Below are 16,057 nucleotides of genomic sequence, written 5' to 3'. Positions count from 1 at the left end.
GTGTTCTGGCTACACTGATTCAGGCCGTCAGGCCGTCCGGCGCCCTCCAGCAGTGCCCGGTTTGCCTCATTCCGATGGTTCTGGCGGGTGGCCTGATAATTGCTTATGCCCCGTTATGGGCCGAATCATGAAGACCGAGAAGGTAATGCACAAACGCTTGCTGGATCACCTGCGCACCGCGGTGATGCTGCTGGATGATGAGTTGCGGGTTTGCTATCTCAACCCGGCGGCGGAGATTCTGTTGTCCACCAGTGCCAGCCGGATCATCGGACAGGTGCTGCCGGACTATTTCCGTGATGACGGCAATGCCCATGATGCACTAAAGCAGTGCATCGAGGACGGTAACCCCTTTACCCGCCGGGAGGCGAAGCTGGATGTGGCCCCCGGGGTGCAGGTGACGGTGGATTACAGCATTACGCCGCTGCAGGAGCCCGGCTATCCGATGGCGTTGCTGGTGGAAATGCAGGGGCTCGACCGTATGCTCAAAATCAGTCGCGAGGAAGCTCTGGTGCACGCGCATCAGGCCACTCGCGCGCTGGTGCGGGGCGTGGCACACGAAATCAAGAATCCGCTGGGTGGGATCCGCGGCGCCGCGCAACTGCTGGAGCGTGCTTTGCCCAGTGCGGATCTGGCCGAGTACACACGGGTGATCATCGACGAGGCGGACCGTCTGCGTTCGGTGGCGGATCGCATGCTCGGGCCGCGTAAACCGCCGGCGTTCGCCGACGTGAACGTGCACGAATGCCTGGAGCATGTGCGCCAACTGTTGCTGGCGGAATATCCTCAGGGCGTGCGCATCCTGCGCGACTACGATGTCAGTCTGCCGGACATCCCCGCCGACCGCGATCAATTGATCCAGGTGCTGCTCAATCTGATGCGCAACGCCATCCAGGCGTTGCTGGAATCCGGCACCGAGGACGCGCAGGTCCTTCTGCGCACCCGGGTATTGCGGCAATTCACCATCGGCTCCACCCGCCACCGTCTGGTGCTGCGGGTGGACATTGAAGATAACGGCCCGGGGATCCCCGAAGAGTTACGGGAAACCCTCTTTTATCCCATGGTCAGCGGCCGAGCCAATGGCTCCGGTCTGGGGTTGTCCATCGCCCAATCCATTATCAGCCAGCACCAGGGGTTGATTGAATGCGACAGCGAACCGGGCCGGACCCTGTTCAGTTTGCTGCTGCCCATGGAATTACCGGAAGCGAACAGCGCCACCTCGGTTCCGGCCTGACAGGCCGGCCAGTGGCCCGATGATGTAGGGAGAGCACAGGCATGACCTCGACCATATGGGTGATCGACGATGACCGTTCCATCCGCTGGGTGCTGGAGAAGGCGCTCAGCCAGGAGGGGTTTCAACTGGCCTGTTTCGAGGATGCGGATGAGGCCCTCAATACCCTGGAAGAAGGCACCCGGGAGCCGGATGTGCTGATTTCCGACGTGCGCATGCCTGGCACCGACGGGTTGCGCATGCTCAAGATCCTGCAGCGCAAGCACCCGGATCTGCCGGTCATCATCATGACCGCGCACTCGGATCTGGATTCCGCGGTGGCGTCCTATCAGGGCGGGGCGTTCGAGTATCTGCCCAAGCCGTTCGACGTGGACGAGGCGGTGGCGCTGGTGAAGCGGGCCATCAAGCACCGCCAGGAGGCCCGCGGTGAAGCGGTGGTGGCCAACGAGGAAACCCCCACCGAGATCATCGGTGAAGCGCCGGCCATGCAGGAAGTCTTTCGCGCCATTGGCCGGCTCAGCCATTCCAATGTCACCGTGTTGATCAACGGCCAGTCGGGTACCGGTAAGGAACTGGTGGCGCGGGCGCTGCACCGTCATTCCATGCGCCGGGAAAAGCCGTTCGTGGCGTTGAACATGGCGGCGATTCCCAAGGATTTGATCGAATCCGAATTGTTCGGCCATGAAAAGGGCGCGTTCACCGGCGCCAATGCCCAGCGGGTGGGGCGCTTCGAGCAGTCCAACGGCGGCACCCTGTTTCTGGATGAGATCGGTGACATGCCGCTGGAGGCCCAGACGCGGCTATTGCGGGTGCTGCAGGAAAACGAATTTTACCGGGTCGGTGGTACCACGCCGATTCATGTGGATGTGCGCATCATCGCCGCCACTCACCAGGATCTGGAACGATTGGTACGCGAAGGCGATTTCCGCGAGGATCTGTTCCACCGTCTCAATGTCATTCGCATCCATATTCCGAAGCTGGCTGAGCGCCGGGAAGACATCCCGCAACTGGCCGGGTACTTCCTGCAACGGGCCGCCAGCGAACTGGGCGTGGAACCCAAGGTGCTGCACAAGGACACCGAGAAGTATCTGGCGGCGCTGCCCTGGCAGGGCAACGTGCGGCAGTTGGAAAACACCTGCCGGTGGCTGACGGTGATGGCGTCCGGCCGGGAGGTGCTGGTGGACGATCTGCCGCCGGAACTGCGTCAGTCCGTGGGCCGGCCCGCCGAAGGCGGCGGCGACTGGCAGAAATCCCTGCGTCAGTGGGCGGACCGGGCGCTTGCCCAGGGCGATCGGGCGATTCTCGATCAGGCGGTGCCGGTGTTCGAACGCACCATGATCGAAGTGGCGCTGCAGCATACCGGTGGCCGTAAACGTGACGCGGCGGCGTTGCTCGGATGGGGGCGCAATACCCTGACCCGCAAGATCAAGGAGTTGGACATGGAAGCGGAGTTCAGCGGCGAGGATTGATCAGGGGCTGCACACTCTAAGCCCTCCGCCGTGCATTGCAGGCACGAATTCCGAGGTCGGCCTGAATTCGCCAGCAGGCTGGCTCCCGGCGGCTTCGTGAAACCTTCGGTGGGAAGCGGCCTGGGCGGTGAAGCTTTGCCTGCGTCTTGCGCTCGTTTCCGCAACCCTTATGCTGGAGCGCACCTCGGCAAGAAGATCACCATGGCGCTTTATCCTCCCCTCGAACCCTTTCATCAGGAGTATCTGCCCGTCGGCGACGGTCATGAGCTCTATCTGGAACAATGTGGCAATCCGGACGGTGTGCCGGTGATGGTGCTCCACGGCGGCCCCGGTGGCGGCAGCTCGCCGTTGCTGCGCCGATTGTTTGATCCCCGTCTTTATCGCATCGTGATCCATGACCAGCGCGGCGCCGGCAAGAGCCGCCCTCACGCCGGCACCAACCACAATACCCTGGCACACCTGGTCGACGACATCGAACGTATTCGCCAGCATCTGGGCGTGTCCCGCTGGCGGGTGGTGATGGGAGGATCCTGGGGCAGCACGCTGGCTCTCAGCTATGCTCTGGAGCATGGTGAGCGGGTGGCGTCACTGGTATTGCGAGGTGTCTTCCTGTGCCGGCGACAAGACATGGACTGGCTTTACACGGAGCACGGTGCCGCCCGTTATCGCCCCGAGCAATGGCAGCGGCTGGTGAGGGCCCTGCCGCCCGGGGAGGGCACGGTGCTGGCCCGTTATCATGCCGCGCTGGCCGCGTGTGAAGACCAGAACGAGGAGGGCATGCGGCTGGCTCGGGAGTGGACTCGTTGGGAAACCCATTTGTCCGCTCTGATACCACCGACCGGTGTGGACGTGGACGATCATGCCTGGCCCATGGCCAGGCTCGAAACCCACTACTTCATGCACGAGGGCTTCTTGCCGGAACCGTTACTGCCGCGCTGCGCTCGGTTGTGCTGCCCGGTGGAGATCGTGCACGGCAGCTATGATCTGGTGTGTCCGCCGGAGCAAGCGTGGTTGTTGCATCAGACACTGCCGGACAGTCGCCTGCGCTGGGTGCCCGGCGCAGGCCATGCCACCAGTGAGGCGGGGATCGGGGAGGCGTTGATTGCCGCGGTCCATCGTCTGGAACAGCACGGGGGGCTGGCGTGAAAGTATTGCTGCAGCGAGTGCGCGAAGCCCGTGTGGAAGTGGCGGGGGAAGAGATTGGCCGCATAGGTCGGGGCCTGCTGGTCTTTGTCGGTGTGGAGCGGGGCGACGCGTCTGATACAGCCCGGCGGCTGGCGGAACGGCTGGCCGGTTACCGGGTGTTCGCCGATGAGCAGGGCAAGATGAATCTGGATGTCCGCGATGTGGCCGGGGAGGTGCTGGCGGTCTCCCAGTTCACCCTGGCGGCGGATACCCGCAAAGGGCGCCGGCCTGGCTTTTCCGGTGCCGCGGAACCGGGGCAGGGGTTGCGCCTGTACCAGGAGTTCGTCGACGCCTTGACGGCTCACCAGGTGCCGGTGGCTACCGGCCGCTTCGGTGCCGACATGCAAGTGCATTTGATCAACGATGGGCCGGTGACTTTTCTGCTGGAGCTGTGATCCCGGTCAGGTTGCGTTTTGTAAATGGCCCTTTTTTACGTGACAGCCGTATTGCAATGGGAAACCCCTGGTTTATGATGATTTGCATGCTCCCGGGGATCGTCGATGGGGGCCAAAGCAAGTTCCTTAGGGACGATGGTAAAAAACATCAGGAGATCAAAGATGAAAAAAACGCTTCTTGCTGCTGCACTGATGGGTGCTTCCTTCTCCGCTCACGCCGTGGCTCCGGGTGGTCCGGGCTGTGGTTGGGGTAACCTGTTGTTCGAAGGCAAATCCGGCCTTCCCATGCATCTTTTGGCCACTATCGTGAACGGCACCTCCGGCAACGCGACCTTTGGTATGACTTCCGGCACCAACGGTTGTGACACCAATGGCGCTCTGACCTACAGCGGTGAAAGCCTGCTGGGGATGACCGGCGTGATGGAAGAAGTGGCTCAGGACATGGCGGTGGGTGAAGGTGAGGCCCTGACCGCGCTGTCCGTTTCCATCGGTGTGGACGCGGCGGATCGCGCTCATTTCAACAGCGTCATGCATCAGAACTTCGCCTCCATCTTCCCGAGCCAGGACGTCACTGCCGCGGAAGTAATGCAGCAAATCAACATGGTAATGAGCCAGGACCAACAACTGGCCAAGTACGTATAAGTGCCTGACGGCCCCGCTGCCTCGGCGGGGCCCTCGTTTCACGCTTTTCTTTTTCCCTGCCAGGATGTGCCATGCGCACTGGAGTTCTGTGCGCCCTCGCGGGCCTGTTCCTGATCCTGTCCGATACCGTTGCCGCCGCGCAAAGCCGGGAGCGTCTTGCCCGGGAACCGCGCTGGCAGGCCTTGCTGCATATTAATCCGGGCGCCACCCTTCGTGATCGCCACCGCAGCTATGTGGACGACGATAATTTTTTTCTCTCCGACACCGGCAAGGATGATCCGCTGGCGGAACTGAATGCCTCCATCGAGGCGTTGCGGCCGGCACAGGCGCCGGAGCGCTGCCGTTTCCCGGCCCGCTATCGCTTTTTTGCCGAGCACTTGGGTTGGGAAGAGAGCGCGCCTTTCGCCCATTGTGATGAGTACATGGAATGGCGCCAGTCCGTTCAGGCGAACCGGGCCGTGCTGGTCTTTCCCGCCGCCTACCTGAACAGCCCGTCTTCCATGTTCGGCCACACTTTGTTGCGGCTGGATCAGACCGGCGACGAGACGGTCTGGCTGTCCTGGGCGGTCAATTTCGGTGCCATGACCTCGGAGCAGGACAACTCTTTGTTTTATATATACCGTGGCCTGGCCGGGGGCTATCCAGGGCGCTTTACCCTGGTGCCCTATGTGCAGAAAATCCAGGAATACTCCCATATGGAAAACCGGGACATCTGGGAGTATGACCTGACCTTGAATCAGGAAGAGATTGACTGGGTCATTGAGCATTTGTGGGAACTCAAGGACATCAATTTCGATTATTACTTTTTCGACGAAAATTGCTCATTCCGGCTGTTGGAACTGGTGGAAGTGGCCCGGCCCGGCACCGGCTTGCTGGACAAGTGGCGGTTCGCTGAGCTGCCCGTCAATACGGTGCGGGCTCTGGACGATAAAGACCTGATCGAACAGCGCCATTATCGACCGTCCAAGGCGCAGGAGCTGGAAGCCCTGGTGGCGGAGATGACGGTGGCGGAACGGCGCCTTTCCCGCCGTCTCGCCGATGATCCGGATTTGGCGCAAAGCGCGGAGTTTCAGGCCTACCCGCCGCCGCGGCAGGCGTTGATGGCGCAAACCGCTTACCGTCATGTACGGTTTATCCATCGCAAGGAGGCGCGTACCGAGGACGTGGCCAAACGTTCCTTCGCTTTGTTGGGATTGATGAGCCGGCTGCCATCGACAACACCGCCTTCGGTGCAGCCACAACGGCCGCCGGAAGAGGGACACGGCACCAAAATGCTGGGCGTTTCCGGTGGGCAATGGGGCGCGGACGATTACGGTCAGCTCACCTGGCGGATGACCTACCATGACCTGCTGGATAACCGCCGAGGCTTTCTTGACGGCGCGCAGATCGAGGGGCTGGGTGTTACCTTGCGCAGTACTGAAAGTCAGGCAGTGAAACTGGAACGTCTGGACCTGGTCAGTATTCGCTCGCTGAGCCCCCGCGACACTTTCTCCAAGCCGTTGAGCTGGTATGTGGAAGGTGGGTTGGAACGGGCCTGGGCGCAAGGGCGCCGGCTGACCCGTTATGTTCAGGGAGGAGCCGGCCTCAGCTGGCGCTGGCAGGGCTGGCAACCCTATATGCTGCTCAGCGCCCGGGCGGAAAACAATAGCGCTTTCAGCACCTGGATTACTCCAGGCGGGGGCGCCGAGGCCGGGTTGCTTTACAACACCGGCGCCTGGCAGTGGCAACTCAGCAGTGCCGGGCATTACTTTACCAACGACGAATACCGGCATCGTTCCCGGTTCAGCGCTCACTATGCGCTGGGGCGTCAGCATGGTTTGCGCGCCTCTCTGGAACGCGAAGGCTGGCGCGGTGACAGTGACACCGGTTTCAATCTGGAGTGGCGATGGTATTACGACTGATGCTGCTGTTGGTGCCGTTGCTGGTAAGCGGATGCAGTGGCGTGTTCTTCTATCCGATGAAGCCCTGGGCGCAGAATCCGGCACGCCAGGGGCTGGATTATGAGGACGTGGTGCTGATTCATCCGGACGGGCTGCGCCTGCATGCCTGGTGGCTGCCGGCCCGCGGAGACAGCGTTGCCACCGTTTATTATCTGCACGGTAATGCGGAGAACATCAGCACGCATCTGGCCAATGTGCAATGGATGCCGGAGCAGGGTTTCAATGTGCTGCTGCTGGATTACCGGGGCTACGGTTTGTCGGAAGGTTCCGCCGGGCTGCCGGAGGTGTTCGATGACATCCAACTGGGACTGGACTGGTTGGCGGCTTCCGGGCGTGCCGAGGGCAAGCCGATTATTTTGTTTGGTCAAAGTCTTGGGGCGGCCATGGGAACCCGGGTGCTGGCGCGGCCGGCCAATGAGGGCAAGGTCCAGTGCGTGGTGTTCGAGGGCACCTTCGCCAGTTATCGGGACATTGCCAAGGATGTAATGGGGCGCAGCTGGTTGCTGTGGCCGTTGCAATGGCTGGTGGTGCCGACGTTGCCACCGCGCGACTGGGATCCGGAGAGCAACATTGCCGCTTTGGCACCGCGCCCGTTACTGATTCTGCATAGCCGGGAAGATCCAGTGATCCCCTATGCACAGGGCGAGCGCCTGTACCACGCCGCCGAGGCACCGAAGCTGTTTCAGCCGCTGCGCGGCGGCCATGGGCAGGGAACGAGGGATCCAGCGGTTCGCGCCCGGATCGTCGATTTCCTGCGCGACAAGGCGTGCCTGGGAGGCTGATCGTCAAGCTGGCGCGTCCCTTCGCCAGCAGGCTGGCTCCCACATGCTACGAAGCCGCTGTGGGAGCTTGCTTGCAAGCGAATGCCCAACGGCTCGGGGGGGCATTCGCGGCCGTGGCCGCTTCCCGCCGCTGCTTTCCTGCCAGGAGCGGCCAAAGAAAGTACCACGATCAACCTCTCACTCGTCCTTGGCGGAAACGCCGTTGTTTTCCTCTTCCCGCTGCACTTTTTCCTTCTCGACGAACCGGCCGAAGATCAGCCCTACTTCAAACAGCAGCCACATGGGCAGGGCGAGCAAGGTCTGGCTGATAATGTCCGGGGGGGTCAGCAGCATGCCGAGCACAAAACAGGCCACCACCACATAGGCCCGTGAGGAGGCCAGCTTGGCGGCGGTGGTGGCGCCGGAGGCGATCAGCAGGACGATGGCGATGGGCAGCTCGAAGGCGACACCGAAAGCCAGAAACAGCGCCAGTACGAAATCCAGATAACTGCTGATGTCGGTGGACACGGCCACGCCTTCCGGGGCCACCGAGGTGAAGAACTGGAACATCAACGGGAAGACCACGAAGTAGGCGAAGGCGGCGCCAGCGTAGAACAGCAGAACGCTGCTCATCAGCAACGGGATCGCCAGCCGTTTTTCATGGCGGTAGAGCCCCGGGGCCACGAAGGCCCAGGCCTGATGCAGAATGACCGGGACCGCCACGAAGATGCTCAGATACAGCGTCAGTTTGAACGGTGCCAGGAAGGGCGCGGCCACGCCGGTGGCGATCATGTGGGTGCCCTCGGGCATTGCCTGCATGAGGGGCGCGGCGATCAGCGTGTACAGTTCCCGGGAAAAATAAAACAGACACAGGAACACCACCAGAACCGCCACCACTGCCCGTAGCAGGCGGTTACGCAGTTCCAGAAGGTGAGCTACCAGCGGTTGCGCGGTATCGCCGTGGTGCTCGTCATTCATTGGACTTGTTCTCCGCCGGGCGGGAAGAGGAGGGTTCGGAAGGCGCGGGAGTATCATCCGTGGCGTTCAGATCGGTCTCGCTCTGGGCTGGCGGTTCCGGCTTGCGCCGGGCTTCGGCCACTTCGTGCGGAGACAGCAGGCTGTCCTTGGCCTTGCGGATGCTGTCTTCGTCCAGCCCCATTTCCCGCATCTGTTTTTCCATGCGCTCACGCATGTCCATGTTCAACGCTTCGCGTTCCAGCTCGTTGCGCAGGTTATTGAAGGTGGAGCGGGCACGGCCTACCCAGTAGCCCAGAGTGCGGGCCGCTTTCGGCAGGCGCTCGGGGCCCAGCACCACCAGGGCGATAACAAAAATCAGCAGCAGCTCGGAAAAGCCGACATCGAACATGGGTTAGCGGCTCCGCTCAGGTCAGACCTGATCCTTGTCCTTTTCTTTCTGTTCCTGGGTGGTCTCGCGCTGGTCGTCGGCCAGACGTTGCTGGTCCTGCTCATTTTCTCCGTCACGCATGGAGTCCTTGAAGCCCTTGACCGCGCCGCCGAGATCGTTGCCGATGTTGCGCAGCTTCTTGGTCCCGAACAGCAGAACCACGATGGCCAGGACGATGAGCAATTGCCAAATACTGATACCGGAAAACATGATTAATCTCCTCGAGAGGCTTTTTCTTCGTGCCCGGACAGGCCGAAGCGACGCTCCAGTTCCGCCAGCACTTGGTCGGGGTGCAATCCTAGGTGGGCCAACATGACCATGGAATGAAACCACAGATCAGCGGTTTCACTGATCAAGGCCTGGGCCTCGCCGCCGGCTTCCAGGTCCCGGGCCGCGAGCAGGGTTTCCACGGCTTCCTCGCCGACTTTCTCCAGGATCTTGTTCAGGCCCTTATGGTACAGACTCGCCACATAGGAACTGTCCGGGTCCGCCCCTTTGCGGGCCTCCAGGACTTGGTGCAATTGGTTAAGAATATCCGACATGGTGTCTCCAGTGCAGGCCCGTCAGTGTAGCAAAGTACGGGCCGGTTCACCTACGCGCGCAACGACCATGCCAGCAACACGGCGCCGGCGCCGGCCAGGGGCCAGGCCCAGCCGCTGCCGGCCAGCAGCACGTCGATGCCCGCCAGCAGTCCCAGCGCCACCCCGCCGATACCCGCCAGGACGCGGCGCCGATTGCGTCGCAAGTTTAGTGCCAGGCGGAATTCCAGGTCCCGTTGCCGCTGTGGCTGATCGCGCAGATTTTCCAGGGCGTCACGCAGCAGATCGGGCATTTCCGGCAATTGAGCGGTCCATTCCGGTAGCCGGTTGCGCAGTTTGTTGAGCGTGGCGGTCGGGCCGTACTCCTCCATCATCCACGCTTCCAGCAACGGCCGTCCCACGGTCCAGATATCCAGTTGCGGGTAAATGCTGCGGCCGAGCCCCTCGATATGCACCAGGGTCTTCATTAACAGCACATATTGTACCGGCGCCTCGATATGATATTCCCGGGCCAGATCAAACAGGCGCAGGATCAACGGGGCGAATTCCAGCTGCTCCAGCGAGGCGGAGCGTACTGGCGCCAGCAGTTGGGTGGCCTCCTGCTCGAAACGGTGGCGGTCGATCGGGGCGTTGCTCCATCCCGCCCGGATCACCAGGTCCACCAGCATCGGGTAATCCTCGCGCATCACCGCCAGGACCATGCGCCCCAGCACGTTGAGATCTTGGCGGGACAGGCGTCCGGCAATGGCGCAATCCACCGCCATGTACTGGGGCAGATCCGGGTTGGCCGGATTGACGAAAATATTGCCCGGGTGCATGTCGGCATGGAAGAAATTGTGCCGGAACACCTGGGCGAAGAAGATTTCCACACCGCGTTCGGCCAGGGCCCGAGGGTCGATGCCAGCGGCCTTGATGCGCTCGATATCGTTGACCGGGATACCGTAAATGCGATCGGAGATCATCACCTGGCGGGAGGACACATCCAGGTGCACCTCCGGGATGTGCAGCAGGGAGCTGAACAGGAAATGCCGGCGCATGGTCTCGCTGTTGCTGGCTTCCTGTTCCAGGTCCAGTTCGCCACGGATCACCGACTGGTAGTCGCGCACCACCCGCACCGGATGGAAATAGCGGGAGTCAGCCCAGAGTTTCTCCAGTACCCGGGCGCCGAAGCCCATTACTCGCAGGTCCCGCTCCACCTTCATTTCGACACCGGGGCGCAATACCTTGACCACCACCTCGCGGCCGTCCAGCAAGGTGGCCGGATGCACCTGGGCCACCGAGGCGGAGGCCAATGGCCGCTCGTCGAAGGTGGCGAACACCTGATCGAAGGGCTTGGGCAGACTGGCCTGGACCTTTTGCCGGGCTTCACCGCCATCGAAGGGCGCCACCTGATCCTGCAGGCGCGCCAGGGATTCGGTCCAGTCCGGTGGCAGCAGATCCCGGCGAGTGGCCATCAACTGGCCGAATTTGATGAAGATCGGCCCTAACTCCTCCAGCGCCAACCGCAGACGTTCGCCTTCGCTGAGGTCGCCGGTGCCGCGCCAGCTGGTTGGCACCAGGTACTGCAGAAAGACCAGCAGCGGGCGAATGGGATGCGCCGGAAGCAGGGACAGCAGACGATAGCGGCACACCACCAGGGCGACCGAGAACAAACGGGCAAACGGTGGCATCAGGGCGTGGAACTCCTTGATAACAGACGCTGAACGCGGGCTTCCAGGCGGTCCACATCACCGCGCAGCTCATCCACGTCCTGGTAGAACTCGTACACTTCCCGGCGCAGCGCCAGCAGGCCGGATTCGTTACCCAGGTAGTCGCCCACCTGGTCGCCAATGCGGCGAAATGCTTCACGGGCCCAACCGCCCAGACGCATGGCACCCTGGTGCAGAGTCTGCGCCAACTCACCGCCAAGCGCCGGTTCCAGCATGGCGCCCCAGTCCAGTTGCAGGTCGCGGGCCAGCTCGCGCAGGGACTGCAGCAACTCGCGATTGCCTTCGATGCGAACCGGGCCGCCAATGGCGCTGGGCTGTCGTTTCCAGTCCAGCAGCAGCGCGGCCAAGTCCACCGGATTGCCGGTGACGCTGACGTCCGCCGCCGCTTCGCTGCGCAGATACAGCTCGACGCCATCGTCCACGATCAGTAGAAACACCGAGGTGCGCGGCAAAGTGCTGTGTACCGCCAGCAACCGGCCAGCATGCTGGCTAAGCGCGGCGGCGGTCACCGGGTCGCCGCGCAACGCCGTGTTGATGGCCCGCTCCAGGGCGGCCACGGCGGTGGTGGAGAGCAGTCCGGGATCCGACATCAGGCTTTGAACCCCCGGTGCAGGGCCACCACGCCGCCGATCATGTTGAAGTATTCGGTACGCACGAAGCCGGCCTCGTCCATCATGCCCTGCAAAGTGTCCTGGTCCGGGTGCATGCGGATCGACTCGGCCAGGTACTGATAACTGTCGGCGTCATTGACCACCAGTTTGCCCAGCCGCGGCCAGACCGCGAAGGAGTACAGGTCATACAGCTTGGCGAAGGGCTTGTTCACCGGCTGTGAGAACTCCAGTACCAGCAGACGGCCACCGGGTTTGAGCACGCGCAGCATGGAGCGCAGGGCCGCGTCCTTGTCGGTGATGTTGCGCAAGCCGAAGGCGATGGTCACGCAGTGGAAGCTATTGTCGGCGAAAGGAAGGCACTCACCATTGACCTGGGCCACTTGTGTGTTGTGCCCGCAACCCGCGTCGTAGAGCCGGTCCCGGCCCACCGCCAGCATCGCGTCATTGATGTCGGCCAGCACCACCTGGCCGGTTTCGCCGGCCAGACGGGAGAATTTGATCGCCAGATCGCCGGTGCCGCCGGCCAGATCCAGCACTCGCTGGCCCGGACGCACCCCGGCCAGTTCGATGGTCATGCGTTTGAGGATGCGGTGGCTTCCCAGTGAAATCAGGTCGTTCATGACGTCGTATTTGGCCGCCACCGAACGGAACACGCCCGCCACCCGCTGCTGTTTTTCCTGCCAGGGAACCTGCTGGTAGCCGAAGTGGGTTACTTTGTCGTCGTTGGCGTCGGTCATGGGATGTCCTTGAACGGAAAAGGGTGCCGGGCGAACAGGCGCGTCATGATCGCGTCCTCGCGGGCCGCCACGCGCTCGAGCAGGGCGGTCACGCTGGGCACCGGTTTCATTACCCGGAAACTGCGGTCGATGAAATCATACAGGTTCGAGAAGCCCGCCGCATGAGCGGGTTTGCGCACCAGCCGGAAGGTCGCCTGCAGGGTGCGTGAGCGGATATAGCGGTCCAGCCGCGGCCCCAGTTCCGCCACCAGTGTGATCTGTTGCCGGCGCGCTCCGTCATCGCCGAGATCGCGGTAGCCTTCGGCATAGCCGGCCTGGTCCAGCGGCTGATCCAATCGCTCTCCCAGCGTCCTGACCAGGGCCTCATCCAGTTCCTGGGTGAGAATCGCCGCTTCCAGGGCCAGGGCGGAGGTGGCCATGACCCGGTCGGGCAGTAACTTCAGCGCCTTGGGCAGGGCACGGCGAATTTCGGTGGCCACTGGCAGCAGATCCTGGCCACCGTAGACGTCATCCAGCAGGAAAGTCAGCGCTGGTTGCAGCCGTTGATCGGCGAGCAGATCGGCGTGGGTATCGGCAAGCCGCTGCCGCTGGATGGCCCGCAGCCGCTGCAGGCGGGCCAGGAATACCGCGTCGTCACCATGCTGGCGCAGTTGGAAAAAACGCTCCAGAAAATGGCGCAGGCGAAGGCCGGCGCTGTCGGGCGCGGTGCCGGTGGCGGAGGTCCGGGAACTGGGCATATGGTCAGAGCGTCTTGACGAACACCTTGGAATTGCGCTGCCAGTTGTACAGCTGTTGCCGTTGCGCCGGCAGGCTGTGCACATCCGCCGGCTGGAACCCCTGTTCCTGGAACCAGTGGGCGGTATGGGTGGTGAGCACGAACAGCCGTTCCAGGCCCTGTTCCCGTGCCCGCCGCTCCAGTTGCCGCAACAACTGAATGCCGCGCTCGCCACTGCGATACTGCGGATGCACGGCGACGCAGGCCAACTCGCCCACTTTTTCATCGGGGAAGGGGTAGAGCGCCGCGCAGGCGATCACCATGCCATCCCGCTCGATGATCAGGAAGCGTTGTATCTCGCTTTCCAGCAGCTCCCGGGAACGGCGCACCAGGGTGCCGTCCGCCTCCAGCGGAGAGATCAGTTCCAGCACGCCGCCGACATCCTCGATGCGCGCGCCGCGCAGGGTTTCGTAGGTCTCCCGCGTGACCATGGTGCCGCAGCCGTCCCGGGTGAACAGTTCCTTCAACAGCACGCCGTCGTCGCCGGCATCCAGCAGGTGGGCGCGTGCCACACCGTTACTGGCGGCGTGACAGGCGGCGGTAAGATGCCGTTCCAGGGCGCTGTCCTGCAGGCGCTGGTCGGCGAGCAGGCGCCCGGCTTCCTGCGGGGTCAGCTCGCGCAGTATGCGTTGGTGTTCATCGTCGATGCGCACGCCGTCGCCCAGTACGATCAACTTGTCGGCGGCCAGGGCGATGGCGGCGGTGGAGGCCACTTCCTCCGCATTCAGGTTGAACAGCTCGCCGGTGGGGGAGCTTCCCAGCGGTGACAGCAGCACCACGTTGCCGGCGTCCACCTGCCGGCGGATCGGTCCGACCTCTATGCGGCGCACCTCGCCGGTGTGCTGGTAGTCGAATCCATCGCGTACCCCCTTGGGTTTGGCGATGACGAAGTTGCCGCTGATCAGCTGGATCGAGGCGTTGTGCATGGGGGTGTTCGCCAGCCCCATGGAGAACAGGCCTTCCAGCTTCAGCCGCAGTGCGCCCACCGCGGCGATCACCGCTTCCAGCGCGGCGCTGTCGGTGATCCGGGTGTGGTGCTCGAAATGGGTTTCCAGGCCGGCGGCATGAAGGCGCCGGCTGATCTGCGGCCGGGCCCCGTGGACCAGGACCAGGCGCACGCCGAGGGTGTTGAGCAGCGCCAGGTCATGCACCAGGGAGGGCAGTAACGGACTGTCCAGGACCTCACCGGTCATCATCACCACGAAAGTGCGGCCACGATGGGCGTTGATGTAGGGGGAGGAGTTGCGAAACCAGTTTACCTGGTCGGTAGTGCTCACGGTTTTTCTCGGCCAATCAAGGGGATGGGCCAGTATAGCCAGCGCGGCCGGGGCCGCGCCAGGGGGCTGGGACAAAAGCGCTCGCGGCCCGTGGGCCGCGATGGGTCAGGCCCCGAACAGGCCCTTGAAGAAATAGAAGAACAGAATCGACAACAGCGCCCCGGCGGGCAGGGTGACGATCCAGGAGGTGAAGATGGTGCTGATCACGCGCAGGTTGAGCGAGCCAATGCCGCGCGCCATGCCGACGCCGAGTACCGCGCCCACCAGAGTGTGGGTGGTGGAGATGGGCAGGCCGGTGCCGGACGCCAGCACCACGGTGGTGGCGGCGCCCAGTTCGGCGGCGAAGCCGCGGCTCGGGGTCAGCTCGGTGATCTTGGTGCCCACCGTGGCCATCACCCGGGCGCCGAGTACCGCCAGGCCAAAGACGATCCCCATGGCCCCTACCAGTAAAACCCAACTGGGAATAATCGCTTCCTTGCCAATCACGCCGCCATTGGCGAGCACGCTGCTGATCGCCGCCAGCGGGCCCACCGCATTGGCCACGTCATTGGAGCCATGCGCGAAGGCCATGGCGCAGGCGGTGAAAATCATCAGTACCGCGAACACCCGCTCCACCGAACTGAAACGAAAATCCTTGTCGGCTTCCGGATCCGGCTGGATGCGGCTCAGGAACAGAACCCCGAGGCCGGCCACCACGGCGCCGCCGGCGATGGCCCACAGGGTGCTGGCGCCAAAGCTCATCTCCAGCCCCACGTGCTTGAGGCCTTTGACCAGGGTTACCTTGGTGATCACGAAACCCACCAGGAACATGTAGAACGGCACCACTTTCTTGGCCCGCTGGAACGGGTCGTCATGGTTGAGAACCAGTTTCTGCACGCTCTTTATCAAGGCGAAGGAGAGGAAGCCCGCCAGCAGCGGCGAGGTGACCCAACTGGCGACGATGGAACCCACCTGCCCCCAATGCACCGAGTCCATGCCCACGCCAACCGCGGCGAAGCCGACGATGGCGCCGACGATGGAGTGGGTGGTCGATACCGGCCAGCCCGCCCAGGAGGCCACCACCAGCCAGATACCGGCGGCCAGTAACGCGGCGAGCATGCCGTAGACCAGATAATGAGGCGTCTGGTTGAACACCTCGGCGTCGATGATGCCCTTGCGGATGGTGGCGGTGACTTCGCCGCCGGCCAGGTAGGCCCCGGCGAACTCGAAAACGATGGCGATCAGAACCGCCTGTTTGACGGTGAGGGCCCGCGCCCCCACCGACGTGCCCATGGCGTTGGCAACGTCATTGGCGCCCACGCCCAGGGCCATCAGGAAACCGGCGCCGCCGGCAATGAGCAGCATCAGGGTGCTGTGTTCGAGCATCCACTCCATAGGGAACCTC

General features: G+C 63.1%; 17 protein-coding genes. 7 read left to right on the top strand and 10 right to left on the bottom strand.

Features of this window, described 5'->3' with window-relative positions; genetic code table 11:
- Positions 1-127 precede the first annotated feature (127 nt).
- The 7 genes from glnL (at position 128) to CRO06_RS01515 (ending at position 7,641) form a co-directional block, all read left to right on the top strand.
- Positions 128-1,231, top strand: coding sequence for a nitrogen regulation protein NR(II) (gene glnL, locus CRO06_RS01545; RefSeq protein ID WP_026948523.1), 1,104 nt, complete (start codon positions 128-130; stop codon positions 1,229-1,231).
- Between the two features lie 41 nt (positions 1,232-1,272).
- On the top strand, positions 1,273-2,697 hold the full coding sequence (glnG, locus tag CRO06_RS01540) for a nitrogen regulation protein NR(I) (protein ID WP_014992990.1): 1,425 nt from the start codon (positions 1,273-1,275) through the stop codon (positions 2,695-2,697).
- 201 nt (positions 2,698-2,898) lie between these two features.
- Positions 2,899-3,843: a prolyl aminopeptidase gene (pip, locus tag CRO06_RS01535; RefSeq protein WP_097057567.1), complete on the top strand. Its 945-nt coding sequence runs from the start codon at positions 2,899-2,901 to the stop codon at positions 3,841-3,843.
- The gene (gene dtd / locus CRO06_RS01530; RefSeq protein ID WP_022997165.1) at positions 3,840-4,277 is read left to right on the top strand and encodes a D-aminoacyl-tRNA deacylase; all 438 of its coding nucleotides are present in this window, start codon (positions 3,840-3,842) and stop codon (positions 4,275-4,277) included. The genes pip and dtd overlap by 4 nt, the downstream gene beginning before the upstream one ends.
- A 162-nt stretch (positions 4,278-4,439) precedes the next feature.
- The gene (locus CRO06_RS01525; RefSeq protein WP_022997166.1) at positions 4,440-4,919 is read left to right on the top strand and encodes a DUF3015 domain-containing protein; all 480 of its coding nucleotides are present in this window, start codon (positions 4,440-4,442) and stop codon (positions 4,917-4,919) included.
- A gap of 71 nt (positions 4,920-4,990) precedes the next feature.
- Positions 4,991-6,820 (top strand): Lnb N-terminal periplasmic domain-containing protein, encoded by a 1,830-nt coding sequence (locus CRO06_RS01520; RefSeq protein ID WP_097057566.1) that lies wholly within the window; start codon positions 4,991-4,993, stop codon positions 6,818-6,820.
- The gene (locus CRO06_RS01515) at positions 6,805-7,641 is read left to right on the top strand and encodes an alpha/beta hydrolase (RefSeq protein WP_063142381.1); all 837 of its coding nucleotides are present in this window, start codon (positions 6,805-6,807) and stop codon (positions 7,639-7,641) included. The genes CRO06_RS01520 and CRO06_RS01515 overlap by 16 nt, the downstream gene beginning before the upstream one ends.
- A gap of 177 nt (positions 7,642-7,818) precedes the next feature.
- Here CRO06_RS01515 and tatC read toward each other — a convergent pair whose 3' ends face one another.
- The 10 genes from tatC to CRO06_RS01465 form a co-directional block, all read right to left on the bottom strand.
- On the bottom strand, positions 7,819-8,598 hold the full coding sequence (gene tatC / locus CRO06_RS01510; protein ID WP_097057565.1) for a twin-arginine translocase subunit TatC: 780 nt from the start codon (positions 8,596-8,598) through the stop codon (positions 7,819-7,821).
- On the bottom strand, positions 8,591-8,986 hold the full coding sequence (tatB, locus tag CRO06_RS01505) for a Sec-independent protein translocase protein TatB (RefSeq protein WP_055098692.1): 396 nt from the start codon (positions 8,984-8,986) through the stop codon (positions 8,591-8,593). The genes tatC and tatB overlap by 8 nt, the downstream gene beginning before the upstream one ends.
- 21 nt (positions 8,987-9,007) lie before the next feature.
- A complete protein-coding gene (tatA, locus tag CRO06_RS01500) occupies positions 9,008-9,235 on the bottom strand; it encodes a Sec-independent protein translocase subunit TatA (protein ID WP_022997171.1) in 228 nt (75 codons plus the stop codon).
- A 2-nt stretch (positions 9,236-9,237) separates the two neighbouring features.
- Positions 9,238-9,567: a phosphoribosyl-ATP diphosphatase gene (locus CRO06_RS01495; RefSeq protein WP_022997172.1), complete on the bottom strand. Its 330-nt coding sequence runs from the start codon at positions 9,565-9,567 to the stop codon at positions 9,238-9,240.
- A gap of 50 nt (positions 9,568-9,617) precedes the next feature.
- Positions 9,618-11,234, bottom strand: a complete 1,617-nt coding sequence (locus CRO06_RS01490) for an AarF/UbiB family protein (protein ID WP_026948529.1) — start codon at positions 11,232-11,234, stop codon at positions 9,618-9,620.
- Positions 11,234-11,863: a ubiquinone biosynthesis accessory factor UbiJ gene (locus CRO06_RS01485; RefSeq protein ID WP_097057564.1), complete on the bottom strand. Its 630-nt coding sequence runs from the start codon at positions 11,861-11,863 to the stop codon at positions 11,234-11,236. The genes CRO06_RS01490 and CRO06_RS01485 overlap by 1 nt, the downstream gene beginning before the upstream one ends.
- Positions 11,863-12,621 carry a bifunctional demethylmenaquinone methyltransferase/2-methoxy-6-polyprenyl-1,4-benzoquinol methylase UbiE gene (ubiE, locus tag CRO06_RS01480; RefSeq protein WP_022997175.1) on the bottom strand — a complete coding sequence of 253 codons (759 nt, stop codon included), beginning with the start codon at positions 12,619-12,621 and terminating at the stop codon, positions 11,863-11,865. The genes CRO06_RS01485 and ubiE overlap by 1 nt, the downstream gene beginning before the upstream one ends.
- Entirely contained in the window at positions 12,618-13,358 is a 741-nt protein-coding gene (locus CRO06_RS01475) for a DUF8198 family protein (protein ID WP_026948530.1), read from the bottom strand. Before CRO06_RS01475 ends, ubiE begins: the two co-directional genes overlap by 4 nt.
- 4 nt (positions 13,359-13,362) lie before the next feature.
- On the bottom strand, positions 13,363-14,673 hold the full coding sequence (gene argA / locus CRO06_RS01470) for an amino-acid N-acetyltransferase (RefSeq protein WP_022997177.1): 1,311 nt from the start codon (positions 14,671-14,673) through the stop codon (positions 13,363-13,365).
- Positions 14,674-14,778: 105 nt separating this feature from the next.
- Positions 14,779-16,047 carry an inorganic phosphate transporter gene (locus CRO06_RS01465; protein WP_026948531.1) on the bottom strand — a complete coding sequence of 423 codons (1,269 nt, stop codon included), beginning with the start codon at positions 16,045-16,047 and terminating at the stop codon, positions 14,779-14,781.
- Positions 16,048-16,057 lie beyond the last annotated feature (10 nt).

Origin of the sequence: Alloalcanivorax xenomutans, assembly GCF_900217905.1 — a bacterium.
GTDB classification, from domain to species: domain Bacteria; phylum Pseudomonadota; class Gammaproteobacteria; order Pseudomonadales; family Alcanivoracaceae; genus Alloalcanivorax; species Alloalcanivorax xenomutans.
This window is presented reverse-complemented; position numbering and strand designations above follow the sequence as displayed.

Excerpts from the sequence above, each read along its gene's own strand:
- glnL (WP_026948523.1), top strand. The coding sequence starts at position 128 with ATGAAGACCGAGAAGGTAATGCACAAACGCTTGCTGGATCACCTGCGC.
- glnG (WP_014992990.1), top strand. The coding sequence starts at position 1,273 with ATGACCTCGACCATATGGGTGATCGACGATGACCGTTCCATCCGCTGG.
- pip (WP_097057567.1), top strand. The coding sequence starts at position 2,899 with ATGGCGCTTTATCCTCCCCTCGAACCCTTTCATCAGGAGTATCTGCCC.
- CRO06_RS01525 (WP_022997166.1), top strand. The coding sequence starts at position 4,440 with ATGAAAAAAACGCTTCTTGCTGCTGCACTGATGGGTGCTTCCTTCTCC.
- CRO06_RS01520 (WP_097057566.1), top strand. The coding sequence starts at position 4,991 with ATGCGCACTGGAGTTCTGTGCGCCCTCGCGGGCCTGTTCCTGATCCTG.
- CRO06_RS01515 (WP_063142381.1), top strand. The coding sequence starts at position 6,805 with ATGGTATTACGACTGATGCTGCTGTTGGTGCCGTTGCTGGTAAGCGGA.
- tatC (WP_097057565.1), bottom strand. The coding sequence starts at position 8,598 with ATGAATGACGAGCACCACGGCGATACCGCGCAACCGCTGGTAGCTCAC.
- tatB (WP_055098692.1), bottom strand. The coding sequence starts at position 8,986 with ATGTTCGATGTCGGCTTTTCCGAGCTGCTGCTGATTTTTGTTATCGCC.
- tatA (WP_022997171.1), bottom strand. The coding sequence starts at position 9,235 with ATGTTTTCCGGTATCAGTATTTGGCAATTGCTCATCGTCCTGGCCATC.
- CRO06_RS01495 (WP_022997172.1), bottom strand. The coding sequence starts at position 9,567 with ATGTCGGATATTCTTAACCAATTGCACCAAGTCCTGGAGGCCCGCAAA.
- CRO06_RS01490 (WP_026948529.1), bottom strand. The coding sequence starts at position 11,234 with ATGCCACCGTTTGCCCGTTTGTTCTCGGTCGCCCTGGTGGTGTGCCGC.
- CRO06_RS01485 (WP_097057564.1), bottom strand. The coding sequence starts at position 11,863 with ATGTCGGATCCCGGACTGCTCTCCACCACCGCCGTGGCCGCCCTGGAG.
- ubiE (WP_022997175.1), bottom strand. The coding sequence starts at position 12,621 with ATGACCGACGCCAACGACGACAAAGTAACCCACTTCGGCTACCAGCAG.
- CRO06_RS01475 (WP_026948530.1), bottom strand. The coding sequence starts at position 13,358 with ATGCCCAGTTCCCGGACCTCCGCCACCGGCACCGCGCCCGACAGCGCC.
- CRO06_RS01465 (WP_026948531.1), bottom strand. The coding sequence starts at position 16,047 with ATGGAGTGGATGCTCGAACACAGCACCCTGATGCTGCTCATTGCCGGC.